At 65.5% G+C, this 26,568-nt stretch carries 28 protein-coding genes and 1 pseudogene; 14 read left to right on the top strand and 15 right to left on the bottom strand.

Features of this window, described 5'->3' with window-relative positions:
- Nucleotides 1-16 precede the first annotated feature (16 nt).
- Complete coding sequence (locus tag C8E84_RS08350; protein WP_159901187.1) at nt 17-706, top strand: winged helix-turn-helix transcriptional regulator; 690 nt, start codon at nt 17-19, stop codon at nt 704-706.
- A gap of 89 nt (nt 707-795) precedes the next feature.
- On the opposite strand, the gene C8E84_RS08345 is transcribed toward C8E84_RS08350, so the two are convergent.
- The 3 genes from C8E84_RS08345 to C8E84_RS08335 form a co-directional block, all read right to left on the bottom strand.
- A complete protein-coding gene (locus C8E84_RS08345; protein WP_159901185.1) occupies nt 796-1,014 on the bottom strand; it encodes a hypothetical protein in 219 nt (72 codons plus the stop codon).
- A gap of 77 nt (nt 1,015-1,091) precedes the next feature.
- Nucleotides 1,092-1,325 carry a hypothetical protein gene (locus C8E84_RS08340; RefSeq protein ID WP_159901183.1) on the bottom strand — a complete coding sequence of 78 codons (234 nt, stop codon included), beginning with the start codon at nt 1,323-1,325 and terminating at the stop codon, nt 1,092-1,094.
- 124 nt (nt 1,326-1,449) lie between these two features.
- On the bottom strand, nt 1,450-1,830 hold the full coding sequence (locus tag C8E84_RS08335; protein ID WP_159901181.1) for a hypothetical protein: 381 nt from the start codon (nt 1,828-1,830) through the stop codon (nt 1,450-1,452).
- Nucleotides 1,831-2,240: 410 nt separating this feature from the next.
- Between C8E84_RS08335 and C8E84_RS18050 the strand changes: the two genes are divergently transcribed.
- The 4 genes and pseudogenes from C8E84_RS18050 (at nt 2,241) to C8E84_RS18045 (ending at nt 5,941) form a co-directional block, all read left to right on the top strand.
- The gene (locus C8E84_RS18050; protein ID WP_246196851.1) at nt 2,241-3,812 is read left to right on the top strand and encodes a DUF7003 family protein; all 1,572 of its coding nucleotides are present in this window, start codon (nt 2,241-2,243) and stop codon (nt 3,810-3,812) included.
- Between the two features lie 174 nt (nt 3,813-3,986).
- Entirely contained in the window at nt 3,987-4,643 is a 657-nt protein-coding gene (locus C8E84_RS08325; protein ID WP_159901179.1) for a hypothetical protein, read from the top strand.
- Between the two features lie 137 nt (nt 4,644-4,780).
- Nucleotides 4,781-5,173: pseudogene (locus C8E84_RS18535) on the top strand (GNAT family N-acetyltransferase); the annotation flags it as partial.
- 111 nt (nt 5,174-5,284) lie between these two features.
- The gene (locus C8E84_RS18045; protein WP_246196850.1) at nt 5,285-5,941 is read left to right on the top strand and encodes a PIN domain-containing protein; all 657 of its coding nucleotides are present in this window, start codon (nt 5,285-5,287) and stop codon (nt 5,939-5,941) included.
- A 107-nt stretch (nt 5,942-6,048) separates the two neighbouring features.
- On the opposite strand, the gene C8E84_RS08315 is transcribed toward C8E84_RS18045, so the two are convergent.
- Nucleotides 6,049-7,458 (bottom strand): IS1380 family transposase, encoded by a 1,410-nt coding sequence (locus C8E84_RS08315; RefSeq protein WP_159901175.1) that lies wholly within the window; start codon nt 7,456-7,458, stop codon nt 6,049-6,051.
- A gap of 87 nt (nt 7,459-7,545) precedes the next feature.
- Here C8E84_RS08315 and C8E84_RS08310 point away from each other — a divergent pair, with 87 nt between their 5' ends.
- Entirely contained in the window at nt 7,546-8,544 is a 999-nt protein-coding gene (locus C8E84_RS08310; protein WP_159901173.1) for a hypothetical protein, read from the top strand.
- Between the two features lie 593 nt (nt 8,545-9,137).
- Here the strand turns inward: C8E84_RS08310 and C8E84_RS08305 are convergent.
- On the bottom strand, nt 9,138-9,533 hold the full coding sequence (locus C8E84_RS08305) for a nuclear transport factor 2 family protein (protein WP_159901171.1): 396 nt from the start codon (nt 9,531-9,533) through the stop codon (nt 9,138-9,140).
- A gap of 357 nt (nt 9,534-9,890) precedes the next feature.
- Between C8E84_RS08305 and C8E84_RS08295 the strand changes: the two genes are divergently transcribed.
- The gene (locus C8E84_RS08295) at nt 9,891-10,493 is read left to right on the top strand and encodes a GNAT family N-acetyltransferase (protein ID WP_159901169.1); all 603 of its coding nucleotides are present in this window, start codon (nt 9,891-9,893) and stop codon (nt 10,491-10,493) included.
- A 163-nt stretch (nt 10,494-10,656) separates the two neighbouring features.
- On the opposite strand, the gene C8E84_RS08290 is transcribed toward C8E84_RS08295, so the two are convergent.
- From C8E84_RS08290 to C8E84_RS08280, 3 genes are all read right to left on the bottom strand, one after another.
- On the bottom strand, nt 10,657-11,076 hold the full coding sequence (locus C8E84_RS08290) for a hypothetical protein (RefSeq protein WP_159901167.1): 420 nt from the start codon (nt 11,074-11,076) through the stop codon (nt 10,657-10,659).
- Between the two features lie 789 nt (nt 11,077-11,865).
- Entirely contained in the window at nt 11,866-13,260 is a 1,395-nt protein-coding gene (locus C8E84_RS08285; RefSeq protein ID WP_425495962.1) for an IS1182 family transposase, read from the bottom strand.
- Nucleotides 13,261-13,772: 512 nt separating this feature from the next.
- Nucleotides 13,773-15,167, bottom strand: coding sequence for an IS1182 family transposase (locus C8E84_RS08280; protein WP_425495962.1), 1,395 nt, complete (start codon nt 15,165-15,167; stop codon nt 13,773-13,775).
- A gap of 281 nt (nt 15,168-15,448) precedes the next feature.
- On the opposite strand from C8E84_RS08280, the gene C8E84_RS08275 reads away from it, so the two are divergent.
- Both C8E84_RS08275 and C8E84_RS08270 read left to right on the top strand, forming a co-directional pair.
- Nucleotides 15,449-16,354, top strand: a complete 906-nt coding sequence (locus C8E84_RS08275; RefSeq protein WP_159901165.1) for a TIR domain-containing protein — start codon at nt 15,449-15,451, stop codon at nt 16,352-16,354.
- Between the two features lies 1 nt (nt 16,355).
- Nucleotides 16,356-16,835: a hypothetical protein gene (locus C8E84_RS08270; RefSeq protein ID WP_211675448.1), complete on the top strand. Its 480-nt coding sequence runs from the start codon at nt 16,356-16,358 to the stop codon at nt 16,833-16,835.
- Between the two features lie 236 nt (nt 16,836-17,071).
- On the opposite strand, the gene C8E84_RS08265 is transcribed toward C8E84_RS08270, so the two are convergent.
- Entirely contained in the window at nt 17,072-17,656 is a 585-nt protein-coding gene (locus tag C8E84_RS08265; RefSeq protein ID WP_159901163.1) for a hypothetical protein, read from the bottom strand.
- A 339-nt stretch (nt 17,657-17,995) separates the two neighbouring features.
- On the bottom strand, nt 17,996-19,294 hold the full coding sequence (locus C8E84_RS08260) for an IS256 family transposase (RefSeq protein ID WP_159901161.1): 1,299 nt from the start codon (nt 19,292-19,294) through the stop codon (nt 17,996-17,998).
- 399 nt (nt 19,295-19,693) lie between these two features.
- Here C8E84_RS08260 and C8E84_RS08255 point away from each other — a divergent pair, with 399 nt between their 5' ends.
- Nucleotides 19,694-19,990, top strand: a complete 297-nt coding sequence (locus C8E84_RS08255) for a hypothetical protein (RefSeq protein WP_159901159.1) — start codon at nt 19,694-19,696, stop codon at nt 19,988-19,990.
- A gap of 117 nt (nt 19,991-20,107) precedes the next feature.
- Here the strand turns inward: C8E84_RS08255 and C8E84_RS08250 are convergent, their stop codons facing one another.
- Complete coding sequence (locus C8E84_RS08250; protein ID WP_246196849.1) at nt 20,108-21,622, bottom strand: uracil-DNA glycosylase; 1,515 nt, start codon at nt 21,620-21,622, stop codon at nt 20,108-20,110.
- A 430-nt stretch (nt 21,623-22,052) separates the two neighbouring features.
- Here C8E84_RS08250 and C8E84_RS08245 point away from each other — a divergent pair, with 430 nt between their 5' ends.
- Nucleotides 22,053-22,454 carry a hypothetical protein gene (locus C8E84_RS08245; RefSeq protein ID WP_159901157.1) on the top strand — a complete coding sequence of 134 codons (402 nt, stop codon included), beginning with the start codon at nt 22,053-22,055 and terminating at the stop codon, nt 22,452-22,454.
- Nucleotides 22,447-22,890 (top strand): hypothetical protein, encoded by a 444-nt coding sequence (locus C8E84_RS08240; protein WP_159901155.1) that lies wholly within the window; start codon nt 22,447-22,449, stop codon nt 22,888-22,890. Before C8E84_RS08245 ends, C8E84_RS08240 begins: the two co-directional genes overlap by 8 nt.
- 91 nt (nt 22,891-22,981) lie before the next feature.
- On the opposite strand, the gene C8E84_RS08235 is transcribed toward C8E84_RS08240, so the two are convergent.
- A complete protein-coding gene (locus C8E84_RS08235) occupies nt 22,982-23,452 on the bottom strand; it encodes a UPF0158 family protein (RefSeq protein WP_159901153.1) in 471 nt (156 codons plus the stop codon).
- Nucleotides 23,453-23,606: 154 nt separating this feature from the next.
- Between C8E84_RS08235 and C8E84_RS08230 the strand changes: the two genes are divergently transcribed.
- Nucleotides 23,607-24,191 (top strand): hypothetical protein, encoded by a 585-nt coding sequence (locus C8E84_RS08230; RefSeq protein ID WP_159901151.1) that lies wholly within the window; start codon nt 23,607-23,609, stop codon nt 24,189-24,191.
- Nucleotides 24,192-24,269: 78 nt separating this feature from the next.
- Here the strand turns inward: C8E84_RS08230 and C8E84_RS08225 are convergent, their stop codons facing one another.
- The 3 genes from C8E84_RS08225 to C8E84_RS08215 all read right to left on the bottom strand — a co-directional run bounded on the left by C8E84_RS08225 (nt 24,270) and on the right by C8E84_RS08215 (nt 25,231).
- Nucleotides 24,270-24,485: a hypothetical protein gene (locus tag C8E84_RS08225; protein WP_159901149.1), complete on the bottom strand. Its 216-nt coding sequence runs from the start codon at nt 24,483-24,485 to the stop codon at nt 24,270-24,272.
- Nucleotides 24,486-24,587: 102 nt separating this feature from the next.
- Complete coding sequence (locus tag C8E84_RS08220) at nt 24,588-25,007, bottom strand: type II toxin-antitoxin system VapC family toxin (RefSeq protein ID WP_159901147.1); 420 nt, start codon at nt 25,005-25,007, stop codon at nt 24,588-24,590.
- A complete protein-coding gene (locus C8E84_RS08215; protein ID WP_159901145.1) occupies nt 25,004-25,231 on the bottom strand; it encodes a FitA-like ribbon-helix-helix domain-containing protein in 228 nt (75 codons plus the stop codon). Before C8E84_RS08215 ends, C8E84_RS08220 begins: the two co-directional genes overlap by 4 nt.
- A 470-nt stretch (nt 25,232-25,701) precedes the next feature.
- Here C8E84_RS08215 and C8E84_RS08210 point away from each other — a divergent pair, with 470 nt between their 5' ends.
- Nucleotides 25,702-26,496 carry a hypothetical protein gene (locus C8E84_RS08210; protein ID WP_159901143.1) on the top strand — a complete coding sequence of 265 codons (795 nt, stop codon included), beginning with the start codon at nt 25,702-25,704 and terminating at the stop codon, nt 26,494-26,496.
- Nucleotides 26,497-26,568: the final 72 nt, after the last annotated feature.

Below are 26,568 nucleotides of genomic sequence, written 5' to 3'. Positions count from 1 at the left end.
GTAGTAGATTGAGGATGTGGCATCGCGACGGACCTACGGCTCCTACAACGACGGTTGCGCGGCTGCGCACGCGCTCGACCTGATCGGGGATCGATGGACCCTCATCGTTGTCCGAGAACTGCTCTTGGGACCTAAGCGCTTCGTTGATCTTGAGCGTGATGTCCCTGGCATCGGCCCGTCGGTCCTGACCCAGAAGCTCGGCGCACTCGAGCGGGCGGGAGTCGTCCGACGCGAAACCTTCGGACCCCCGGTACGGGCGGGCCTGTACGCCCTCACCGAGTGGGGATACGAGCTTGAAGCCGTGAACGCGGCGCTTTCCGCATGGGCCGTGTCCTCGCCTGGCCTTCCGTGGAACGCGGACATGTCACCTGACGCCTTGGTATTAGCCATGCGGGCGCATGCGCGTCCCTTGCCAACTCGAAGCCAGGACTGGGTCGTGGAGCTCGTCCTCACCGACTCGCGAACGGCCGCAGATCCGGTCACCTACCACGCCAAACTCACGTCGGCGGGTACCACCGTCCTCCGAGGTCGAGGCCCCGACGGGAGGGCACACTCCAAAGTGTCCGCGACAACACGAGGCTGGAAACACGTCATCATGTCGGCGACGGCTGCCATCGGAGATGAACCCAACATCGCCGTCGCCGGCAGCAGCGTTGCTGCGCAGGCCCTGCTCGACGCAACGCGGCTCCAGCCAACTTCCGCCTGAGCATGCGTGGAGCAGCCAGTCGAGAGAGCGTGGAGAGCAACCAATATCCACGCCCCTGACGCACTCTCATGCCGCGATGTCGGCGTTTCCTACCGTCGGAATAGGCGACTCCACCGTCGACGGGCTTTGCGGTCGGTCGCCGGCGCCGCGATGGCCTCAGCGGCGTCGCTCTTGGCCACCGCATCCTGTCCGAGGACGATGCCTTGGCGTGAGTTCGCGCGCACGGGGGCCTCGATACCCCCGTGCCTACCGAGCTTGACGGCCTGCACGTTCTTCCACAGGTCGGAGCCGAATCCACCGTTGCCCATTGAGGCACTTCCCTTCGTTGGCTCAGTATTGCGCCGCCGCTCAGGCTCCGCTCGGTCATGCCGCGAGGCGGTGAACGCTACTCCGCCGTTCTACCGGTCTGACGGCGTCGATCGAGCTGGTTTCGGATGGCACGCCGAATGGTCGCCGCCGCTAGCCCCGTCAGAGCCAGCAAGCCCACGATGAAGAACGAACGCGTCGCACTGCCGATCGGCAGCGTGTCACTCATGCGGTCGAAGACGATCGCGGTGAACAGCGCCACAGGTAAGAACGCCACAACCCAGGTGATTGCCCTGAGGGCCGTATCGCTCACAAGTCGAGAGCCTAGGCCAAACTCGCAAGGCGAACTCGAGCAACCGAGATCACCGCATTGAAGGCCGATCAGGGCCCGTCCGCAACTGCCGCGATCCGCGAGCAGGCGAGGACTCCGTTCGAGGCTATTCGGCACCGAGACCCAGGACGCGATCGCGGAAGTAACGAGAGGCCTCATCGTCGAGCCATTCGACTTCAAGAAGTTCGCCCGTGTAGCGCAACCTGTTTTGGGACCAGTCGGCGAGCTCCTCGTCCAGCATGTCCGGGCCGACAAGCCAGTCGTCGAATCCGCCGTCGGCAAAGATGACGTAGCCGTGCGGTACTTCATGTGCGTCGGACCACCTCCGCCACCACAAGTGACCACCTGTCTGCGTCCAACGCGTCTCCATGCGCAGGAAGAGCGTTCCGTCCCGGTCGCCGCGGCTGGTGAGGATCGCGGCACGCTCTCGGTAGGGATCAAGCCGGGCGTCTCTGGCCGTGTGCTGGTTGGGAGGTCGCCACGACATGCACCAGACCTTCTCACGAGCACCCAGGCGCGGCCGCAACCATTTTTGGAACGTCCTGTTCTGCCGCGATCCGGGCGGGCGCATACGACGCGATCAGGCGGCGGTAAGACGCAGGCTGTGACTCGCGCCGGGGCTCGTCTTGCCTGCCCACCTTTTGAGCGCCCTTCACCGCACGGGTCACGGGGATGCAGGTACCGATCCGGGAGTCGTTCGACTTCGATCCGCACCTTGGCGCGTGAGTCACCCGCCGCGCACGAAGATCCTGAGACCTCCGCAGGCGCTGTGGGATGGGCTTGGCCGCCAATCTTCCGGCCCCCGTCTACCGCCTGGCGTCTCTGTCATTTGGTCCGCGGGCGCGCCGGGAGCGAGGTCGAGGTCCTCTACCCACGAAAGGTGGCATCGTTGCGCCTGTGCGCGCGGCGATGGCAGAACGAGAAGCGAGGGGGCGGGGCCGCCGCTTCGCGACAATTCTCGGCCTGCTCAGCGTCACTTGGGTGCTATTGACTCTGATCGGCTCGCTGCTGGAGAGCGATCGGCAGGACCCGCCTCAGAACTTATTTCAGTTTTGCGGTGCGGAGATATCGGGGGAAAACCCCAGGATAGTAGAGCCTGGCACTCCGATAACTATAACTGCTGAAGTTTCGAGTTGTGAGAGCGACAAGTTGGAGTTGCACGTTTTCCCCACCGCCGGTGTTGAAGTTGTCAGAACCGGAGAAGAATCTTGGCTCGCATCTATTCCTGAGGGAACCTACAACTACTGGGTCGCCGTAGATAAACAGCGGGATATGCCACAGGCTGAAACGTTGATCGCAACCTCTGATCTTTCGGATAAGGCAAGACTTAGCCGGTTGGCGAAAGCATTGGGCGCATGGGAGGTCTTGGGTGAGAAGAGACGTTTGACCGTGGGCGAAGAGACAGACGTATCGATCGCGAGTTCATTTCCGGCCAGTGCGGTGCAAAGCGGTCCTCCTGGAGACCTCGCCTCGGCAGAGCTCTGCTTGAGACTAGGCGACGAGCCCGCGCGGTGCCTCAAGCAGTCACTGGACCTAGCCCGGCCCTCGCTGCCCGACAATTCATTCGTATTCACCCCGGACAAGCCCGGCGAGGTGCACCTGCGCGCAGATCTCAGCCTCACGGTGCCTACGAAGAATGGCGACATTGTGAGCCGGAGGTCAACAGTGATTGAAGCTGGTTACGCGGAACAAACTTGGCGAAATCGATTTGTCAACTTCTGGAACGCTATCAGCGGATCCTTTATCTCATTGGCCGCCACGGTAGCGGCAATAGTCGCTATATGCGGGGCCGCAATCCGTCTCGTGAAGTTGGTTAGGCGTCGCGGACTCGCGCGCTCTCGGAATCGAGTGGATGGCCTAGCACGGATCTTGGACCAGCTCGATGCGTCTGCAGAGGACTTCACTTTTCCCGATATTCGGCATCCGAACTACCTCACTATCGATTGTCGCCTTCATTGCTTTGCAGATGCGAGTCGTTGGGCATTGATCGTGGAAACCGTTGGCTGCAAACCCCTTCATGGTGAGGTCCTCGACGTCCTTCACACCTACGGCAACTGCCTCACGCGTGGCCAACCCGGCTTGGAGAGCTCGGACTTTCTCGGCCGTATCGAGAACTCTGACGATATCCAGGACAAAGACGAGCCCGGGACCGCCAGCGGCGCGGCTGTTGTTGTTCGCATGCATCGGCTCGACCTGAGCGCCGTTCCGGGCGAAGACCTGACAAACGTATTCCGCAGGCTGGTCCCCGGGTACCGCGACCTGCTTTTCGCCGATGCCGTGGAGCTCCGCCGCAGGATCCCGGCGGATCTTCCGGAGATATTGCGCCTAGAGGAATGGCATCAGCCCGACCTGTCTGAGACCAAGCCAAGCGAGAGCGAGGTGTACCGACAGGTCGCCGAGGTGCTGGCGACGGCAGATCCAGGCCGCTACAGGCCGACCGAACCGCCGAATACCCATTGGTCCAGCTAGACCACCTCTGGCGATCTGTGACAGTTCGACGGCGCCGCGTTTGCCCGACGGCCCGCGGCGCAAGGACGCACCTTCCCGGACCGGAGGCCGACCAGCAATCAGCGCCGTGGCCTGGGCGACACGCCCGGCTTGACCCGATCCACCTCCGAGCGCATGGCGTGGTGGACTGTGTTCATGCCGCTGGGGGACATCTGGACGTGGGTCAACGACAACGGCGCCGGCCTGCAAGCCATCGCCGTCATCGTTACGGGACTAGTGGCGGTAGCCGCGCTTTTCCGTACCGCCGAAGACAGCCGAGAACGCTCACGACCGATGGTCACTGCCGAGCTTCAGCGAGGACCCAACAGTCATAGCGTCATCGACCTTGTCGTGCGGAACTCCGGGTTGACCGTTGCCCGGGACCTGGCCGTCCGCCTCGACCCCCTTCCCGTTGTCCCTGCCGAAGGGGGCCCGTACGTGACGCCCTTCATGCTGAGGCGGTACGCGCAGCCGATCCCCGTTTTGGCTCCCGGTCAGGAATTGCGAAACATCTGGTGGTCAGGTGAGGTCGTTACAGGCAGCATAGAACTCCAGAACCGGGAGCCCACCACCGACGAAGTCAAGGTGTCAGTGACCTACCGAGGACCCGGCCGTCGCCGGTACTCCGACACCTACTCATTACACGTCGACATCGTGAAGATGACCACGTACGAAGTGTCGTCTGACTCTCTGCCCGGGCGGCTCGAGACCATCGACAAGAGTCTCAGGCGACTGTCAGCCGCCGCCACGAGCATCGCTAGTCAACTCGGCCGGAGCCCGGCGAGCCCGACCTCCCGGTCTCACGAAACCTAGGCAAGGTGCTCGCCTCTCGCGGCGAGTGACGTGCGTCGACCCCCACCGGATAGGCCGATGATCGCTCTGCCTTGGTTGAACATGGTCTCCCTGCGAGTCTTGACGATTGAGGGTCTCAAATCTGCTACCAATAGTGGGTGACTCGGGGCGGCGTTGACATTACCTGGGTCGAGCCGACCAAGGGGTCGGACCTGTTCGTCCGCGCGCGGACTCTCGGTGACCAGTTTGCGAGCACGGTAGGGCACTTGCCGTTCGCGGCTTGGGATGATTACGCGGAGGCGGGTCGCATCCTCGCAGCGACTGACGGAACTTCTGCAGTAGACGGCTTGATGGGCTTTGTCCTCTATCGTCTACCCAGAGACGAAGTTGCAATCGCGCAGCTCGTGGTTGAACCCAACTATCGCGATTCTGGGATTGCGCGTGCGCTGATTCACGAACTGTCAGACCGATATGCCCATTTACGCGGAATCCGCCTCCGGTGCCGGCAGGACTTTGATGTCAATCGCATGTGGCCGCGCTTGGGATTCGTCTCGCGCGGAGAGCGACCCGGAAGGAGAGCCGTCGGCTCGACACTCACGGAGTGGTGGCGCGATCACGGGCACGCTGACCTGATGACTTGGCAAGGTTCTAAGCCTCAGGTCGTGCCGGTCCTGATCGATTCCAACGTCTTCATCGACCTGCATCCTCCGGCAGGGAGCAGGTGTTCGCCGTCGGTAGAGATTCTGAAGGATTTCGAGGGAGATCGCTTAGATATCTTACTAAGCCCCGAAACGCTGAACGAGATACAGCGAAATCCAATAGTTGCCGAGCGCGCGCGCCTGCGAGCGATTGCCAACAATTACCCGCGCCTAGTGGTGAAGCCCTCGGTTCTCGAGGATTGGGAAAGGCGGATCCAGAGCCTGGTGGGGAAGCCGTTGACGCGCGACCAGGACGTTAGCGACCTTCGCCATGTTGCCTACGCCGTGAGCGCGGGAGTCGGAGTTCTGGTCACGCGAGATCGGCCTGCGCGGCGCAGATACGAACGTATCGCTGGGGATCTAGGTGTCCAGGTCACCAGCGTGGACGAGCTAGTGCCGCTAATCGACGCCCAAGAGAACCAACCCGCGTACGCACCGGAAGCTCTGCTCGGAACTGGATATCAGTTGACCGAGATGACCGCGGGGATGAGAGCCCAAGTGAGGCATCTCCTCGACCACGGGGGAGGCGAGCGGCGAGTTGACTTTGATCACCGGCTTGACCTGCTCGCCTCCCTCTTTCATGAGAGTCCGCGGTCGGCGGTCTTGAGCTGGTCGACGTGAGTCGTGGTCGTCCGCGTGGTTTCGGGCGTGGTGGATGGCCGCGTGGCGCTGCGGTGCGGGTCTCCGGGTGGTGCTGGTGGTGGGTGGTCAGCGACGGGCGCTCGGGTTCAGGTCCGCAGGGGGATGGCCATGACGTTGGCGAACGTGGTCACGGCGTCGCTGACCCAGGGCCAGGATGCCGGCAGGCGCAGGTGTCGCCGCCGGGCACCGGTGGTCAGGCGGGCGGGGACGTGCAGGAACCGGTACCGCAGCGCTTTCGGCTCGCACGCCACCAATCGGTCGGGCAGTGCGAGCAGGCGCAGCCACGCGGTGAGGTCGGCGGCGATCGCGACGACGGTCAACCACGCGTCGTTGATGGCGTACTCGCGGGAGGGAAATCGACCGAGCCCCATGTCCTTCGCGACCCGGATCCGGTCCTCGACGCGGGCGTGGGCGCGGTGGCGGGCTTCGAGGAAGGCGACCTGCCCGGTCGTGGTGTTGGTCGCGAACGCCTGGTAGCGCCACCCGTGCTCGGCTTCGAACAGCGACAGCTGCGCCCCGGGGTGGGGGTGCTCCCGGCGGACGATTACCCGCATGTCATCGGGCCAGGCTTCACGGATGGTGGCCGGGAGCAGGCCGGTGATCTCCACGACGTCGGCGTGCTCACGCACGTCCCCGTCAGCATCCAAGGCGACCGACCACACCTTCTTCGGTACCAGGTTGATCGCGTCCCGGACGGCTTCGGTGACCGCGAACCCGACCGAGTACTCCACGGCGCGACCCCGGCGCCCGTGCTTGCGTGCGGTGTTCAACCCGGTGAGCCAGTCCACCAGGTCGTGGGACGCGCCGGCACCGTCGGCGCGCACCAGCAGGTTGCGCCGGTGCTCGGCGGGGACCTGGCCGATCGCCTCGCCGAGGACGGCGATGTGGTCGGCGGCGGTGTTGGACCCGGCGTTGCCCGGGCGCAGCACCCCGGCCAGCAGTTCCTGGGTGTTGTCGCACCACACCGCCAGCGGGTGGTACCCGAAGGTCCGTTTGAACGTGGCCGCGGCGTTCTCCTTTTCGGAGTGGACGGGCACGATCGTGGCGTCCACGTCCAGCACGATGACGTCGGCAGGCAGGACGGTCCCGGCCACCTTCGAGGCGGGGACCCCGCCGCGGATCAGGTCCCACACCCGGGCCCGGGTCTTCGCCTTTGCCGTGGCGACCCGCTTCAACGATGCCGGGGTTAGCTCGTCCAGGGCGCGCCACGCCGTCGGTGGGGACGCGACCGACCCCAGCACCCCCTGCTGGTGGCGCAGCGTGTCGATGTCAGCGATGGCCTCGCCACCAGCGGTGACCATCGTGGCCAGATCGACCAGGACCCGCCCCCGGTCGTGCCCAGGGGTGAACCCCCGCCGAGCCAGGGCCCCCGACAACGCTGCGGTCAGACCCGTGCGGTCGGCCAGCATCCGCACCGCCACGCTCCCTGCGTGCGCCACCACGCCGGTGCCGTCCCCAGACACGACCAACCCTGCCGACCACGCTGTACTCTTCACTTACCAGGTGCCTTCCAGCTCGAGATTCTTGGACCTTCGCAAGTCAAGTATCTCGTTGCAGGACAGGCACTTTGGTGCATTCCGGGGGTGAGTCACCCCCTCAATCGTGAAGGGCCGAGGCTCGCTCGCGACCGGCCCAAGTCCTCGCGTCTCGTGCTTACTGATCCAAACGGCCACACCGTGGCGGCTGTCGGCACAAACCCACATCGAGGCGTTCTCGAAGTTCCGTTACTGCGCGTGGAGGCGCAGGCCCTCGAGGGGACGATCGCGGCGCAACTTGTGAACCTAGTACGGGAGTCAGCAGGGAAATCCGATGTGAACGTCATCCGAGTAACCGACCAGCACTGCGGCCCCACCCTTGGGCAGGCGCTAACAGATGACGGATTTGTAGCTACGGACAGCGGATGGATCGGAATCACCATTCGGCGAGCGCTCCGAACAAGGGAAGTTGCCGAGATCGTCGCGAGATCTGCGAGCGCTTTGGGCTTGAACCCACCAGGTGATGATCTATGGCCAGTTCTCCCTGAGATTCCTTCGGCGGAGCAAGCTCGGGCGATAGAGCACAAACTCCGACCCCTTCGATTGGCCGATGCCGAGATACCCACGTTCATTGTCCCCATAAAACCGAAGTACAGCTCCGACCTCTTTGGATACCCCTCCCACCTTTTCGAGAGGCCACACCAGCTCGGCATCAGCATGGAACATGTCTACTACAGGGCGGCGAACGGCAACGAGCAAGGGCCAGCACGGATCCTTTGGTATCTCTCAGGCGAGAAGTTCAGTGAGGTCTTCGCCTGCAGCACCCTGATCGAGGCGGTTGATGCGCAGCCCAAGACCCTGTACAGACGTTTTCGTCGACTTGGCGTCTACTCCTACGCAGACGTCGCGGAAGCCGCTGAGCCCACGGGGATGGCGAGAGCCCTGCACGTCATAGACACTCACCAGTTCCGGCGTCCCATCAGCGGTCGAGTCCTTCGCGCCCTCTACCAAGAGCACCGTCAGTCGTTCTCAGTACAGTGGCCGACGCTGCTGCAGCCCCCCCTTGCGGCAGACCTGCTGATGAGAGGCTACGACGGTGACCGCTGACTTGTCCGCCCCCGACACGGACCTCATGGTCGTTTCAATCCATCCGCGGCACGTGGCCACCATCCTGTCTGGCGAGAAGACCGTTGAGCTCCGACGTACGCGTCCTCACGTCGCGGCAGGGCAGCCCATCGCCATCTACTCGACAAGCCCGGAGTCCGCGCTTGTCGCCGTAGGCTCTGTGGATCGCGTCCAGGTGAGCACCCCGTCTGCACTTCGAACCCCGTCCCTATTGCTCGACGCCAGGGTCTCCGAGCGGGAGTACGACGCCTACTTCACTGGCACTGACCGGGCTGTTGCCGTCCACCTTCGAGATGTAGCGCCCCTGCAAAACCGCGTCACTCTGTCACACTTGCGGTCACGGAGGCGATACACGCCGCCGCAAACCTGGCACTTTTTCGACGCGGCCGGGCTGCGTGCTCTACTGGGGGACCACGCAGCACACGATGAACTCGTGGCTTGGATCTAGCGCGGCGTCGGTAGAACCCCCGACTGCGCCCCGCACGGTGGCGTCGCGCCCAAGTGCGCTCTTCCGCGTCTGCCGCCCAGTCGGAAGAGCGGACAGGCGGCGCAGTGACGCAGGACAGCTGCAGGGGTCAGGTGGTTCGCTGCGGGTGGCGTGACACCAACCGCCAAGCACCGTCTTCCTCGGTCCAAACGTCCACCACTACTCCCTCGGCGATCACGGGCGCAGACGAGTCCTCATCACCTACGGGTTCGCGGGACTGCTTGATCCAAGACTCGACAATGCGGGTCTGGCCAAGGTCTACCTCGCGGTGAACGGAAACCCGGAACCAGTTCCACGTGACACCCAAGGAGGCTTCGATCCACTGCACCTTGCCGCGCGCGTTGTCCTTCAACGGCATGACCCAGATCATGCGGTCGCTCACCATCGCCTCCACGCGCTCCCGGTCGCCTCGTTGTACCGCGGCCTGAAGATCTTCGATGAGCTGTAGGGCGTCAAACATGCCGCCATGGTTGCGCAAGCTCACTCATGAGAGCCACTGGGGTGCCGCCACACGCGCCGGCAGCTGGCCCGAATGACGGCGCCTGGCGGCGCAGTGACGCAGGTCGACACTTGTCAATGGCCAGTCCTAGGTCACCGCTGGTGGCCAAGTAGAAGTCCCCACTCCTCGCGGGTTGTTCAGCTCGTGGTGGGGCGCCCTCCTGTGCGGGTTCGGGCCTGGAGCATGCGGTAGGACTGGCCGCTGGTGACCACGGTGGTGGCGTGGTGCAGGAGCCGGTCGAGCATGGACACGGCGGTGGTGTGTTCGGACGAAAGTGGACAGCTGGTTGGCGGGCCGTTCTGGAAGCGGAGCGCTCGCGGACGGACTGCATACTGGGTCGTGATGACCGCTGATGAGCAGTTCTCGATCGTCGCCGCGAACCAGGTTGCCTGCGATGACCTGCGGGCTGTGTTCGGCAGCCGTGGCGCAGCAGCGAACTGCCAGTGCCAACGGTACAAACTGCGGCCTAAGGAATCGTTCAACGCTCTCCCCGTCGAAGAGCGTGCTCACCGGCTTTGGGAGCAGACCAACTGCGGTGATCCGGACTCTGCTGAAACGAGTGGGCTGGTTGCCTACCTCGACGACCGAGCGGTCGGCTGGTGTGCCGTTGAGCCGAGACCGGCATTCGGCGGGCTTGTGCGCAACAGCCGTATCCCGTGGCTGGGGCGCGACGAAGAGAAGAGTGACGACAGCGTGTGGGCTGTGACCTGCCTGTTCGCTCGTGCGGGGTTCAGGCGTCGTGGCATCAGCCGAGCCATGGCACGCGCGGCTGTCGATTTCGCCCGTGACCGGGGTGCTCGGGCCATCGAGGCGTACCCGCTGACTCACTCGAACGTCATCGCTGAAGAGCTGCATGTGGGCACGTGCAGCACGTACGCGGCCGCTGGCTTCATCGAAGTCGCCAGACCCACCCCCCGCCGGGCCGTGATGCGTATCGACTTCTGACGGTCCGGATCGGTGGCCGCAAACGATGTGTTTCCGGAAATGCCGCGATCCGGGCGGGCGCATACGACGCGATCAGGCGGCGTAGTGACGCACCTCGATGTTCGCGCACATGCCGAATAGCGGACGATTTGCTGCGCCTCGCACGTCGAGGGATCGGGACACTTCAGCTGAGGGCGGACGGTGCGGCCTCAAGCAAACGCGCCTCCATGCGAGCAGCCGAGAACGAGAGATCCAAAGTGAAGGTCGAGAAATCGAATCCGTCGGCCCCGTCCCAGGCGAAGTCGGAGACCTGACCACCATGTTCAGTGTCCTGCAGCACATCCATGTCGGTCTCCCACCGAGACACCTCCACCTTTGAAAACGTCAGCTCGACCACGGGAGTAGCAAGGGCCTCGGGAGGTGTCCACTCAGCCGAGTAAACGAAATAGAAGCGGAACGTCCCACTCGGCAGCCACACCAAGCCAAGGAAATCGGCGTCGTGGAGATAGACGTGGACGCCGCCATCCGTGAAGAACTCGTAGGGTCCCACTGGCTTCTCGACCCCGCGCCGGGGTTCGGTTGACACGCCGACGAAGTCAGCCACCCGATGCCTGGTCATCACGCGATCCTCAGTTCCGATGTCCTCACGCCCGAAATCTACCTATGGCGCCTTTGCCCGCCGGGACAACATGCATGACACAACCGGATCTGCCGCGGTCCGTGCTTGTTCTCTCACGGTGGCGACGGTTCACCTTGCGGGCTCGAAGGGGCGAATTTCGCCGAGGACAGCCCCTTGCTTGCCGTTGACGAGGACTCGTGGCGATCGACGTCTGCTCGAGGCAAGGATGACCCGGCCGTGCCAAGGCACCCGGACTGTTCGGTCATCAATGCTGACGGACTCGACGTCGGCGCTGGTCCGCAAACCGACGTGGCGTATCCAGCGACCGCTCCATGGCCACCTCTCCGCTCTGCCCTGGCTGTCATGGACCCCGCCGCTGCCGTCGATCACGATCAGCCCGGGATCAAGGCCGGTACCCGCGGTCCATGGCAGGCCAAGGTAGTCCGGTAGTCGGGCGGGGCGCGGGGCGAGGAGGTCATCGTCAGCAGAGCCACTGCCGCCACCGAGCATGTGCCAGCTCGCGCCCCGCTTGGCCAGGACCCAGGTCTCAGATAGGACGCAACCCACGCCTCGCCTAGGAGCGTGGGTCAGTAACACGCCAGCGGGTCCGTCACGGGGACCATGGTGTGCCGTGGAGCAATCGGACCGGGATCTGCCGGTTTTGGCCGGTTCGGGCAGCTGAGCGGGTGATCCCCGCCGGTGAAACCCCTGAGTGGCCTTTGAGGAGCGAGTCAGGTCCGCTGACAGGCGGATTCGTGACCTCGGGGGGCCGGGTCAGGCGGTCCGGAGCCCGTTCAGGCCAGCGACGCCGATGTGACCGTGCAGCTTGCGTAGGTTGTGGCAGGCCGCGAGCAGGAGCCACTCGCCGCGGGCGCCGTCGATCCCGCGGAGCAGGAGGTGTTTCGCGTTCTGCAGGGTGGCCATCTGCCCGAACACCGGTTCCACGATGACCTTGCGTCGCGCGTAGGCGGTCCGGCCCTTCTTGGTGGTGAGTTTGCGGGCCATCCGTTCACGTGGTGTCGCGTCCTTGCGGATCCGGCCTCGCGGCGCGGCCGGGAGCGGCGCGTCGTGCTTGGAGCGGCCGGTGGCGATGAAGAACTCGGTCCCGCTCGCTGCGCTGACCGTGGCGGCCTGCTCCAGGTTGTCGGCCGAGCAGTACCCGGCGTCGGCGAGCACCTCACCCGGCGCATGTCCGGTGTTCACGGTGGTTTGTTCGGTCATCGGCATCAGGTTGGCAACGTCCGCGGCGCAGTCGCTCACCTCGGCCGCGACGATCACCTGATGGCCGTCATCGACGACCGCCTGGGCGTTGAAGCACTGGTGGAATGACCCGTCGGAGGTCTTCATGATCCGCGACTGCGGGTCGGTGAAGTTGCGCTGCGCCTTCGGTTTCGGCACCGCCGCCGCGACCGCGTCGGCGACCCGCTGCGCGGTAGTGTCCTCGCCCTCACCCCGCGTGGCGGCCCTCTTTCGGGCCTCCTGCTCGGCGCGCTCCCGAGCCTCGTCCTCGAGTGCCTGCTTCGCTTCCCGGATCTTGGCCAGCCGCGACTCGCGGCGCCGCAGCTCCTGCGGCAGTTCGTCCCCGCGTGAGTCCTTGCCGAACCGGGCATCCTCGCTCTGGTCGATCGCCTCGGCCTGCGCGAGCAACTCGGACACCTCGTCGGCGAGGATCTTCTCCTTCTCGCTCATCCGCGCGTAGCTCATGGCCTTGCGCCGCGAGGCGTTCGCGCGCAGCTTCGTCCCGTCCAACGCGACCCGGCCCAGCTTGACCATCCCCGCGGCCTGGCACAACGCCAACGCCTGCACGAACAGGTGGCCCAATGCGGACAGGTGCCGCTTGCGAAACCGCGCGATCGACCGGAAGTCCGGACCCGCCCCGGCCGCGAGCCACCGGAACGCGACCACGTCCTGACACGACGCCTCCAACTGGCGTGAGGAGCGCACCCCGGTGGTGTACCCGTACAGCAGGATCCGCACCATCAACCGTGGGTCGTACGGTGGGGCGCCCTTGGCCTTGGTGTACGAGGCGCGGATCCGGGACAAGTCCAGGTGCTCATCAACCAGCTCGGCGATAAACCGAGCCAAGTGCTCGGACGGCAGCCAGTCATCCAGCGACGGCGGCAACAACAAGTCCTGCTCCGGCGCGAACGCCCGGAACGTCTTGCTCACCGGCACTCCCGCCGCCGGCTCCGCCGGCGCCGAGCCCCGACCGGTCGACTCATCGCACAACTCGAACAACACCCGCGCGTCATCATCAGGCACACCAGATTCTCCCCCAAGCGCCCACCTCAGCAGCGGAACCCGACTGGCGTGTTACTGACCCACGCTCCTAGCGAACAGGGTGACCGCTACGTCGTCCGCGACGTCAACGGCCATTGGAGCAAACCGACGCCGCCGGCTCAGCCGAAACACGGGCTCCAGGTGCTCGGACTGGATCAACCGGACGCTCTCAGCGAACGCGTCATAGGCCACGTCCACATGCTAGGAGCGTGGGTCAGTAACACGCCAGCGGGTCCGTCACGGGGACCATGGTGTGCCGTGGAGCAATCGGACCGGGATCTGCCGGTTTTGGCCGGTTCGGGCAGCTGAGCGGGTGATCCCCGCCGGTGAAACCCCTGAGTGGCCTTTGAGGAGCGAGTCAGGTCCGCTGACAGGCGGATTCGTGACCTCGGGGGGCCGGGTCAGGCGGTCCGGAGCCCGTTCAGGCCAGCGACGCCGATGTGACCGTGCAGCTTGCGTAGGTTGTGGCAGGCCGCGAGCAGGAGCCACTCGCCGCGGGCGCCGTCGATCCCGCGGAGCAGGAGGTGTTTCGCGTTCTGCAGGGTGGCCATCTGCCCGAACACCGGTTCCACGATGACCTTGCGTCGCGCGTAGGCGGTCCGGCCCTTCTTGGTGGTGAGTTTGCGGGCCATCCGTTCACGTGGTGTCGCGTCCTTGCGGATCCGGCCTCGCGGCGCGGCCGGGAGCGGCGCGTCGTGCTTGGAGCGGCCGGTGGCGATGAAGAACTCGGTCCCGCTCGCTGCGCTGACCGTGGCGGCCTGCTCCAGGTTGTCGGCCGAGCAGTACCCGGCGTCGGCGAGCACCTCACCCGGCGCATGTCCGGTGTTCACGGTGGTTTGTTCGGTCATCGGCATCAGGTTGGCAACGTCCGCGGCGCAGTCGCTCACCTCGGCCGCGACGATCACCTGATGGCCGTCATCGACGACCGCCTGGGCGTTGAAGCACTGGTGGAATGACCCGTCGGAGGTCTTCATGATCCGCGACTGCGGGTCGGTGAAGTTGCGCTGCGCCTTCGGTTTCGGCACCGCCGCCGCGACCGCGTCGGCGACCCGCTGCGCGGTAGTGTCCTCGCCCTCACCCCGCGTGGCGGCCCTCTTTCGGGCCTCCTGCTCGGCGCGCTCCCGAGCCTCGTCCTCGAGTGCCTGCTTCGCTTCCCGGATCTTGGCCAGCCGCGACTCGCGGCGCCGCAGCTCCTGCGGCAGTTCGTCCCCGCGTGAGTCCTTGCCGAACCGGGCATCCTCGCTCTGGTCGATCGCCTCGGCCTGCGCGAGCAACTCGGACACCTCGTCGGCGAGGATCTTCTCCTTCTCGCTCATCCGCGCGTAGCTCATGGCCTTGCGCCGCGAGGCGTTCGCGCGCAGCTTCGTCCCGTCCAACGCGACCCGGCCCAGCTTGACCATCCCCGCGGCCTGGCACAACGCCAACGCCTGCACGAACAGGTGGCCCAATGCGGACAGGTGCCGCTTGCGAAACCGCGCGATCGACCGGAAGTCCGGACCCGCCCCGGCCGCGAGCCACCGGAACGCGACCACGTCCTGACACGACGCCTCCAACTGGCGTGAGGAGCGCACCCCGGTGGTGTACCCGTACAGCAGGATCCGCACCATCAACCGTGGGTCGTACGGTGGGGCGCCCTTGGCCTTGGTGTACGAGGCGCGGATCCGGGACAAGTCCAGGTGCTCATCAACCAGCTCGGCGATAAACCGAGCCAAGTGCTCGGACGGCAGCCAGTCATCCAGCGACGGCGGCAACAACAAGTCCTGCTCCGGCGCGAACGCCCGGAACGTCTTGCTCACCGGCACTCCCGCCGCCGGCTCCGCCGGCGCCGAGCCCCGACCGGTCGACTCATCGCACAACTCGAACAACACCCGCGCGTCATCATCAGGCACACCAGATTCTCCCCCAAGCGCCCACCTCAGCAGCGGAACCCGACTGGCGTGTTACTGACCCACGCTCCTAGGAGGATGTCGACTTCACAACCTTCGCCCTTTGGTGCGACGTCCGACTTTGCCGCGAGCCGTTGCAGGGATGTCGGCGGCGACGGGTACCTTCCTGAGGATGGAGAAGGGAGCACTACATGGCCAACGATGATCTAGCCGTCGTGGACCCCCGCAAGGTCTTTGTGATCCACGGACGGAACGAGTTGGCCCGAAAGGCGATGTTCGACTTCTTACGCTCCATCGGGTTGGACCCCATTGAGTGGTCCCAGGCGATCACGATGACTGGTAAGGGTTCGCCGTACATCGGCGAGGTCTTAGATGCAGCATTCGGCGCGGCCCAGGCGGTGGTCGTTTTGCAGACGCCGGATGACATCGCCCACCTGCACGAGTCGCTCACCTTTCCCGGGGATCCCGAATGCGATCCACAGATGCAGCCGCGTCCCAACGTCCTCTTCGAGGCAGGAATGGCCATGGGGCGCGACGAGCAGCGCACTATCATCGTCGAGCTCGGAACTGTGAAGAGCTTCAGCGACATTCACGGTCGTCACGTCGTGCGCCTCGATAACTCGACTCAGCGACGCCAAGAGCTGGCAACGCGACTCCGGGTGGCCGGTTGCGCAGTGAACACCGACGGCACGGACTGGCATACAGGGGGGGACCTCACCCCTCCAGTCGCACCTGGTGGTGGGCTGCCACTGGGAAGGAAACTGCCCTCAACGAGGGCCTCCGGTCAGCCCCAGTTGACCGCTCGGGTCACCTCCCGCGGCGGCAACAAGACCACTCCTGTGACCATCACGAACCACGGCCCCGGCGACGTCTACGACCTAGATGTCCATCCGGCCGAGGGCGAGGAGTCAGGCCTCTTTCGGGAAGCTTCCGATTTCCCGATACCCAAGCTCCCTGCGGGCAAGTCGGTTACCGCGCTCTACCGCATGCCGATGTCGATGGGATCGAGCCGGAAGACATACTTCAACGTGGTCATCAGTGGAAAGACCGCCGACGGTACGCCGCTGGAGCAGACCGAATTCGTGAGCGGTGATTGAGGTGAGCGATATGGAGTTCTCGATACCCGTGGAGCTGCCCCTGGACGCCGACGGCTTCATTCGCCGCGAGTGTCCTCACTGCGAGCAGAAGTTCAAGTGGCACTCCGGTCCCGCGAATGCCGAAGCCGAACAGCAGCCAGCCCCGGAGACCTACTACTGCCCCTTGTGCGGGCAGCCTGCCGGACTGGACTCCTGGTGGACGAGGGAGCAGTTGGAATACGCGGAGGAGGCAGCCACGCCGACGATCATGGAGGCGATGGATGCAGAGGTTGACAAGATGTTCAAGGGCGTCAAGAGCACGAACATCAAAGTCACCAGGACCGGGCGGCTGCACACTCCGGAACCCCCGATGCCGATAACGGAGCCCAACGACATGGTCATCGTCACTTCCCCATGCCATGCGTGGGAGCCAATCAAAGTGCCGGAGGAGCGGACTGGCAGACTTCACTGTCTGCTGTGCGGTGCCGCTTTCGCCGTTTGACCTTCTCGCCATTGATCTGGACGACTCAACGTAGTTTTCCACAACACCTCGGTGGCCCTCATGTCCGATGCCGCAGAGGCTTGGAGTAGGCCGGCTCGCGATGTGTCCGCGTTTGCCGCAGATGGATCGTCCTGTGAACTACGTCGATCCGCGGCGTCGGCATTGCGATCCGGCCGCTCCAGCCGGACACGCAGCTTCGAGGAGCCGGAGGGATTGAGCCGTTTCTGTGGGTAACCTCAGCGCCCGAGTTCAGGCGCCGCAACCGGGCCGTCGCCCGGATACGGGTCTCCGAACTGAGCCAGCGCTTCGAGATAGCGACCGCCGATCTGGATGCTTGAGATCTGTTCGTACCTCCACCGGTCGACGTCGGCTGCCCACGTCCCGTCAGGTCGCAAGAAGTGGTGCCAGACACGGTTCTTGCCGGCCTTGACCAGGCGGCCGACCATGAGTTGCTCCTCGCCCTCGTCACCGAGCGCGAAGGCTGAGAGCGGGTGAAGATCGGCAGAGGCAACAACAAGGTCCCGAACCGTCGCGTCCTCGGGACAGGCAAACTCAGCGACCGACTGACCCAGCCCCCGGAGTGCCCGATCGATGTAGCCATGGTGTCCATCGATGACGGTGCTGATGTCCCTCACCCTCATCATGAGCAGGCTGTCGAGGTAGACCCCGTCGTCGAGGACATGCATGACTACCCAGTCGCTGGTGAGCTCGATGATGAAGCCATCCGTGAATCCGGAGTCGTCAAGGTCTCGCCACACCCGAGCAACCCGATGTGCCTTGAGCGCTTCGGCGAGCAGCTTGCGTACCTTCTTGGGCCTCATGTGTCGCAGTATCCAGGACGATCCCGGCGGTCGAGAAGGTTGCCGAGCCATGCTCATGCTCGACAGCAATGAACGTCCGGATCTGCCGCGGTCCGCCTACTGTGCGCCGGAGTCGCCGCTCGAGATGACTCGGCCACCCTCGCCGCTGCTGTTCGGCATGTAGTTGCTGCCGGGCGGCCTCGTGGACGCTGGACTGTCATTGACGACTCGCCCCAACTGGCGGAGTAACCATCGGCCACTCGACTGCGCTGCTGTCAGGAACCTACGCATGTGAACACTCCGTTCTCGGCGCCAGGAGTCGACGTGCCGAGCAATAGTCAAGACCTGTGGATCGGCGTGTCACGCGACTTGCTGATCACCTCCTGATTCGAGGCTCGTGTCTTCGGGTCGTTCGACGAGGATCCCTCGCTCGAAGGTGGCTCCGGCTCGCACGAGCGCGACGAGATGGGGCGCGTTGACCGCCCGCCACCGGGCCTGCGCGGCCTGGATCAGCTTGAACGCCATCGCGACCCCAGCAGCGCGCGAGCCAGGGCCCTTGGTGACCCGCTGACGCAGCCGCACGGTCGCGAACGTCGACTCGATCGGGTTCGTCGTGCGCAGGTGGACCCAGTGCTCGGCGGGGAAGTCGAAGAACGCCAGCAGCACGTCGAGGTCATCGATGATCTTCGCGGCCGCCTTGGGCCACTTGACCCCGTACTGCGCCGCGAACGCCCTCGCCGCCGCGGCGGCATGTTCACGGTCTTCGGCGTTCCAGATCTCCGCGAGGGCGGCCTTCGCGCCCGGCTGCGCCGACTTCGGGAGGCAGTTGAGGACGTTGGCGATCTTGTGGAACCAGCAGCGCTGCTCACGGGTGCCCGGGAACACCTGCCGCACCGCGGCCCAGAACCCCAACGCCCCATCGCCGACCGCGAGCACCGGTGCCCTCATCCCGCGCCGCTGGCACGAGCGCAGCAGGTCCGCCCACGACTCGGTGGACTCGCGGTGCCCGTCGTCCAGGGCGATGAGCTCCTTGGTGCCGTCAGCGCGCACCCCGATCATCACCAGCAGACACACCTTGTCCTGCTCGAGGCGGACCTTGAGGTGGATCCCGTCGACCCACACGTACACGTAGTCGACCTCAGCCAAGGAGCGTTGGTTGAACGCCCTGGCCTCGTCCTGCCAGGCCTTGGTCAACCTCGTGATCGTCGTCGGCGACAGCCCGTGGCCGGTGCCCAGGAACTGCGTCAACGCCGGCGCGAAATCCAAGCTCGACAGCCCGTGTAGGTACAACAGCGGCAACACCTCCGCCACCTGCGGGGACTTGCGCGCCCACGCCGGCAGGATCGCCGAGGAGAACCGGACCCGCTGCCCGCTGACCTCATCGACCCGCCTGTCGTTGACCCGCGGCGCCCGCACCGGCACCGCCCCAGCAGCGGTGGTCACCTCCCGCGGCTCGTGGAACCCGTTACGGACCACCAACCGCCGACCGGCCTCATCACGCTCGTGCGCGTGGGCCTCGATGTACGCGGCAACCTCGGCCTGCAACGCCACCGCGAGCAGCTGCCGGGCACCATCACGCACGACCTGGTCGAGCAACGACCCGCCACACCCGGTGCCCTTCTCGTGCGACTCGTTCTCCTCGTGGACTACCTTGAGCATGGGCGTACCTTCCCGAGCCGGCGCGCCAACGCCGACCCTGATCAGACTTGCATGGGCTTCAGATCTTGCTCGGGAGGTACGCCCTCTTCACGACACCTCGCCGAGGCCCATCCACAGGTTCTGATCATTGCTCCGACGTGCCCCCAGCATGGCATTACGACCCAGATCTGTCGGACAACCTTCTCAGGCATACCGATGCGACCGCTTGTGTCGTCCCGGCTGGCGGCTCTCAACGCTGATGCTGCTTGCCGCTAACCTCGATCAGCGGCCGCACGTACGGCGAGGCTTGGACGTTTCCTCATTTGCCGCGATCCGGGCGGGCGCATACGACGCGATCAGGCGGCGTAGTGACGCACTGATGCCGTTGTTGGACGCGGCTCAACGCCTAGCGTGGGGCACATGGCATTCATGCGGCTTGCGTTCTTCCCCGGCGGCACAACTGAGCAGTGGGCGGCTGTCGTTGGAGCCGTTGGTGACGTCTCATCGCCGGAGGGCCGGCGTGCCTTTGCCGCCGGACCCGTTGAGGACGGTTGGCAGGTGATGCAGTTGTGGGACAGCCGCGAGGGCCTCGAGGGTTTCAACCGCGAGGTCTTCTTCCCCGCGGTCGCTGGTCTTGGTGACCGCGGGTTCACCCAACCCCCTGTCGTCCGTGACATCGAAACCGCCATCGCCTGGATCGGCGAACAGCAGATCTGACGATGCCGACCTGGGCCGGGTCACCGCTATTCGCCTTCGGCAGTCGACATCAGCGACGCCTCCACGCTCATCTCGCGGCGAAGAGACGCACGTTTGTAACGTCGACCTACTCGTGCGTCAGGCTCCGATGCCAGTTCCGCCTACACCGTCGGCCTGTTCCCGAACCGCTCCAAGCTTCTCGAGATCACGCCAAGTCACGCCGTGCAGCTGGTCCATGACGGCGGCTCCGAGGTCGCCGAGAACTGCGTTCAGAAGCTGGTCTCGTTCCATCACCAGGTCGCCCAGAGCGATCCGGTGCTTCTGGTAGACGGCGGCAACGCTGCGCGGTGCCTCAAGCAGTCCTTGGAACGGGGTGATGCCCCTTTGCAGAAGGCTGGCGGTGCTCTTCATGGCCTCTACCAACCCACGCTCGACTCGGAACCCGCCGGGCTCATGAGTCACGTGCACCACAGCGTCGAGGATCGCTCGGCCCCATTCGTGCGCGTCCGGGCTGGCTCCGGTAGATGCCAGCGTCGCTGAAAGGAGGTCAGCCAGCGCGAAGTCGCTGCGGTTGGTATCAGAAGAGCCTTCGTCGCTGAGGGTCGCGGGGTCGCCTCCGATGCTCCACCAATCGATCCTCGTCGGCGGGGGCAGTGCGCTATTTGCGTCGGAGAAGGGGGTGCTCTCGAGGAAGCCACGGTAGGCCCCGAGCGGGGAGGGGTGGGAGGAGGTGATGACGATGTGAGGTGCCGTGATGCGCTTGGCCTTCCGCTTGGCGTCGGCACCCCACAAGATGAACACCACCCGCTTTGGCTTGGCGTTGATGGCGTCAATGACAGCGTCCGTGAAGGTGGCCCATCCCTGTCGCTCCCACCGCCAGCGTCGGTGAACCAGGTGGTCTTGCTTCGAGCCGGCCCGCACGGTCAGGGCGGTGTTCAGCAGGAGGACCCCTTGGTTTGCCCAGGCCTCCAAGTTGCCGTGTGCCGGAGCGTGCCCACCAAGATCAGATTCCAGCACCGCATGGACGTTCCTGAGCGAGGGAGGCTTCTCGACGCCGACTGGGACCGAGAAGGCCAGCCCATGCGCCTCGCCCGGGTTCGGGTAGGGGTCCTGTCCGAGGATCACGACCTTGACGTTGTCGAAGGAGGTCAGCTCGAATGCCCTGAAGGTCTGAGACGGCGGCGGGTAGACCTCGTGCTTGCCCCGCTCATCGCCCACGAACTCGAGGAGCTTCGACCAGTACTCCTTCTCGAACTCCCCTGCGAGGCGATCACCCCAGTCATCCGGGAGGAGTGGTTCGCCGCGCTCGAAAGCCCAGATTTCGGGTTCCTCCAGGCCAGTCTCCTCGGGCCAGGGCGGGGCGGACCCGGACATGTAGACCTCGCCCTCCGTGGGGACCACAAGAGGCCCGTTGCCTACGAGTACCTCATCGGGACGGTCAGGGTCGTGATGCCCAACGATCCAGAGTCCCTGGAGCGGGTTAGGTGTCGCCGAGATTGCCACGTCGGGCATTGCCTGATCGCGAAAGTAGGCATCCGCTTTCGCCATGGCTTCGACGCGAGCTAGCATCCGGCGCGGCGGCAGGCCGGCGAGCCCCTCCTGTTGCGCTGAAACCGCGGACTCCCAGGGGTCCCGCTGGCCGATCTCACCCATCCAATCGCCCAATCTCCCTCACGGGCAGCTTCGTTCACTGCCCTCCCAGACTACTCAGCACATCCGACACCGCCGCAGGACAAGCTGCCCGAGCCCAAGGGTCAAACGCATGCTGTGACGCTCGTGGGGCCTCTGGCCGCAGCGGCGCAGTGACGCACCTCCAGGGATTGGCCGGATGTCTGGCCTCGCACCTGCTAGCCGCACACGGGCTCAGGCTTGCGGGCCGCCTTGTAACCCATTATTGTTGCGGACAACATCAATGGGTTACATCAGAGGAGTTGGCATGGCCCGGTCTTGGATACCAGTGCTGGTCGACATCGAGGACTACCACGAGATCACGGCCATGGTGGCTGAGCGCGCGAGGGCTCGGGGCGCTTCCGGGGCATCAGAGTTGCCGGCGATAGCCGTTGTGGGACCAACGAGCCAAACCTTGAACACCCCCGACGGCGACCAATATGCGCGTACTGCCGCCGCCGCGCTGGAGAGTCAGATCGCGTGGGAACTAGAGGACCTCGAGCGTCTTGCTGATCCCGAAACCCGTTTCGAGACCGCGAGGCGATGGGCGCTCGCCATGGACGCTTGCCTTAAACACATCGACGACCCTTTTCCGTTTATCTCAACGGAGCAGGTCTGCAACGAGTCCGGCATGACCCTTAACCAGTGGCGTGATGCCCCACGCAAACTGCCTGCACACCTCGCCAAGCACTACCCAAACGTGCGGAACTGGCCGTTGGCGGCCATCGAGGGTCGCAAGGTCGGCAGGGACAACCAGATCTATTGGGCTCTGACCCAGGAACAGGCCCAGCGCTGGAGGCAGGTTCGCGGTGCCTGACGTCAGCTTTACGCCCGGCTCGTACCTCCGCGAGCTTCGGGGCGGATCGGCAGCCACGCGCCCACAGGCCATCGCCTACAACAGCGATTGGACGGACTACGACCGGCAGGTCGTGGCACGCGAACTGGACCGTGTGGCTCCCAGGACGGCGTATCTGTGGCGGACTGAAAGCAACGCCTACATCCGGGCCACTGACACTCAGGGGCACGCACTGCTCTACATCGCTGCGGGATACCTGTGGTGGCACGCGGACTATGCGCCGGAACTGCCTCAAGGTGTCGAGCGTGACGGGGACGGGTGGATCCTCGCGTTGTCAACTCGCCGCGAGTCCGGACCCCGCCGTAGCCCAATCGAGGACGAGGCGGCCGAGATCTGTCCGAAGTGCCGCATGTACGTCTTGTCCGCGAGCGGAGTTTGCTTCAAATGCGATGAGTGAGCCCCCTCAACGGCAGCGGCGACGCGCCGGCTCGCGGCGCTAGGACGCAGGTAGAACTTCGCAGATCAGGGGGACTCCGCACTGCTGGGCTTCACGGCAGAGCGGGCTCGCGCTGGTCTTGCTGGAACTGTAGGGCGGCGTCTTCCGTGATCAGTCCTTCGTCCGCGAGCCACTGGATGGCGCGGATCTGGGCCCGGGAATCGCGCAGTGCCTGCCAGGCCGAGATCAGCTCGGGGTGTCCCTGGTAGAGCGCGTTCTTGAAGCGCCGGAATGCGCCCTTGCCCTCCAGCGAGCGGCGCAGGCGCTCGCCGATCCCGCGGTCGCTGATGCCGTCGGCGAAGTCGACCATGTCCTGGTACCAGACGTAGGACGGCAGGGGGTCGATCAGGATCAGGTCCAGCCCGTCGAGCTCGACCGGGTTCTCCCCATCGATTCCCAAATCGCTGGTCCAGAAGGCAACCTCGCCCGTCTTCGGGTCGATCAACCAGCGGCGCCCGTAGTCAGTCTGGTCTGCGAGTGCGGTGGCGATCTCCTCAACGTCGATGGCATCCAGGTCGAGCATCTCCCAAGCGTAGAACCGAGGTTGGTCACGTGCACCGGTCGACGGCTGACGGGTACGCGCGGCTCGCGACGCAGAGACACGAGGAGCGACCCTGCGCACGAGTCCGGCGGCGAGCGGGCGCGGTGGGTGTGCTTGTTGCGGAAGACTGCTCCGAGTGACCGACCTCCATCCCGCGGCGAACTCGGACGAGGGGAAGTGGTTGCTTCGATTCGGCGTGGACTGGCGCGACCTTGTTCGGTACGGCCCGCCGTGCTTCGAGGTCTACGTGCGCGTCGCCTTTGACCACGCGCCTGACAGTGCCGGTCCGGCCGGAGAAGATCCTTCCGTTCGCCTGGCGCTCGCGACGCTCGCCGCATTCACCGCCACGCCCGCCCGTGGGTACGCCGCGGTCTGGGAGGGGTGGACGAGCGAGACCCCGGCCCCTCCAGCGCCACGTGTGCCGATCCCTCATCGAGCGATGCTGCTGTTCACCGGACCGGTCCATGAGCTCCGAGACGCGCCCGCCCTAGCGTGGTTCGGCTCCGCGCAGGGGACGTATCAGGAACCGCACTTGGTGTGGCCGGAGGACCGAATGTGGTGCCTGGCCTGCGAGGTCGACGAGGAGATCGAGTTCACCGTGGGATGTTCCGACGATGCCGCCCGCGCCCTGGACAGTGCGCTTCCCGGGGCTGTGCGGCGGGCCCAGTATGGGGAATCGACGCCGCTGTACCGCGAGCCCCGTCAGCGTTCATCGAGCTGAGCGCGAACGGCTCGCCAGCTGTCAGGCGGCGATGTGGGGTACATCCAGTTGGGTAGGTGGATGCCTGGCGGGAGGACGTCACCAGTGACCCCACGCGACGAGAAGGAGGAGGAAGGCACCAAGCAGATACCACGGGAGACCCGTCGAGAATCCGCGCCATGACTGTGGCCGGAAGGTGCCGTCCAGCGGACCTCGGTTGGGACCTTTGACCTTCTCGGAGATCACGACATCCGACACAATCCCAACGCCCAGGCAGAGCAGCGCGAGAATCAGCACCCCGCTCTGGATCGTCATCGACGACATCCTCTCAGTCTCATGCCCAGCCCGACTCCGCTGGGGCGAGTGTGCGGGCGTGGCCGGTCCACTGACCGCGGTATGACGGCTGCCTGAGGGCCTCTACTCGGGTTGGTTCCACGGGTTGATGATGCTCACGCCGAGGGGTTCGAAGTGCTTGGTGTTGCGGGTGGCGATGGTCATGCCGGCGCTTTGGGCGATGGCGGCGATGAGCGCGTCGTCCAGTGGTGCTCGGTCGGGGACGGGGTAGGTCGCCAGGATCCGCGCGGCGGGCAGGTCGAACGGGAGTACCCGGCCGGCGAAGGCGGGCAGGACGTGCTCCTCGAGCCACCGGCGAAGGACAGCTCCCTGAGCTGGGTCGGTGCGTTCCTTGGCGACGACGCCACGCTCGATCTCGGCGATAGTGAGCGCCGAGACATACTGGTCGGCCACCGGCATCGCCGCCACCCATGCCTGCACCTGCGGCTCGCGGCCGCGGACTCGCAGCGCGGAGACCACGTTGGTGTCCAGCAGGTACCTCACAGCGCAGCGGTGCGCGCCGTCAGGCCGAGCCGGTCCGGCTCGAACTCGATTTCGGCGCCCTCGTCCATGGCGACCAGGTCCACAATCGATGCCGGCTCACTGGCGACCGCCTCGGCGAGGATCTCGCGAGCCTCGGCCTCCACCGATCGGTGGTGCTGCTCGGCGCGGGCCCGGAGCGCCGCCTTGGTGCCGGCGGGTAGGTTGCGGATCAGGATCTGCTCCATGACGCCACTCCTCTCGATATCGCCTCGATGATATCAACATCTCCTGGCGCAGGTCGAGACCTTCCTAGGTAGCCCCTTGTGGGCGATAGGACGCCACCCTGTGGGCGCAGTTGGCCACACCCCGTTGGCGGCGTACGCGCGCGAACCGGCATGTCCAGTCGCCGGGCTGGCCGGTCCGGCGCCCACAACCTGTGGAGTTCCGAGGCGCTCGGTGGATGGAGTTCAGCGAGTGAGCCTTGGCCTGCCGCGTGTGTCGTCGCGCACCTCGACCCGGCCGAGGCTGGTCTGGACGTACCCCGCGTCGAAGGAATTCTGAGAATCCTAGGAACTTTGCGTCTTCGCAGGTCAGCAGCATTGTTCCTACCCGCGGGGCACGTTCGTTCCTAGCTGATGGGGCTCTTGTGGGGACGAATCCGGGTACATGAGATCGAGATCTTTCTGCCGTGAGTCAACGGTGGAAGGAGCTCGAGATGAGTGTCGCGGAGCAGCTGGGTCTGGATGACCCGAACGACGGGTTGCGGGTGCTGGCGCGGGCGCGCTGGGCGTCCTGGGTTGAGCGGTACCCGAGTCTGGGTGTCGCGTCTGGCCCGGAGGACCTGCGCGTCTGGCTGAGGTGCCAGGACCCGGATGAACGCGACGCGGTGCTCGGCGTGCTGGCCCACCTCGGTTCCGCCCGTGGGGGAGATGACTGCGCTGCGGCCGGGCTCCTGCTGTGGGTGCTGCTGCCCGGTGCCACGGCGATGGCGCACCGGCTCCGGCTGCTCTCCCCGCTCATCGACGAGCTGACCGCCGCGCAGCTGTGGGTGGAGGCACGAACCCTGCCTCCCACCGCGACGGGGCGGGTCGCGGCCACGATCCTGCGCAACACTTACCGGGAGGTCCTGCGCGAGCTGGGACATGTCCCGCCACGGGACCCCGTGTGGTCCAGGTGCGACCTGGTGGACCCGTTCTCGCGGGAGTGGCTGGACACCCCGGCACCGGGCGAGGGCGCCCACGCACGGGCCGAGCTGGAGCTGTTGTTGGACCGGGCCTGCCGTGACGAGGTGATCAGCCCCACCGCGCGACACCTGCTGCTGCGCCTGGTCGCCACCAGCGACGCCACGGACCTTCCACGCCGATGTTCACGCGGTGGGGTGACCGCCCACTCGGTGACGGTCGCGGTCGGGGCCGAGCTGGGGGTGGCGGAGCGAACGGTGCGCCGCCGGGCCAAGCGCAGCCTCGACTCGCTCACCAGCGCGTACGCGCTACACAGGGCGACGGCATGAACAGCGGCGGGGGTCGGCGGCAGCAACAGGCACCGCAGTCCCGGGTGGCAGCCGCACCCCTCAACCTCGTAC

Source organism: Ornithinibacter aureus (genome assembly GCF_009858245.1).
Lineage (GTDB): Bacteria > Actinomycetota > Actinomycetes > Actinomycetales > Dermatophilaceae > Fodinibacter > Fodinibacter aureus.
The sequence above is the reverse complement of the archived record's forward strand: the minus strand, read 5'-3'. Positions and strand labels throughout refer to the sequence as shown.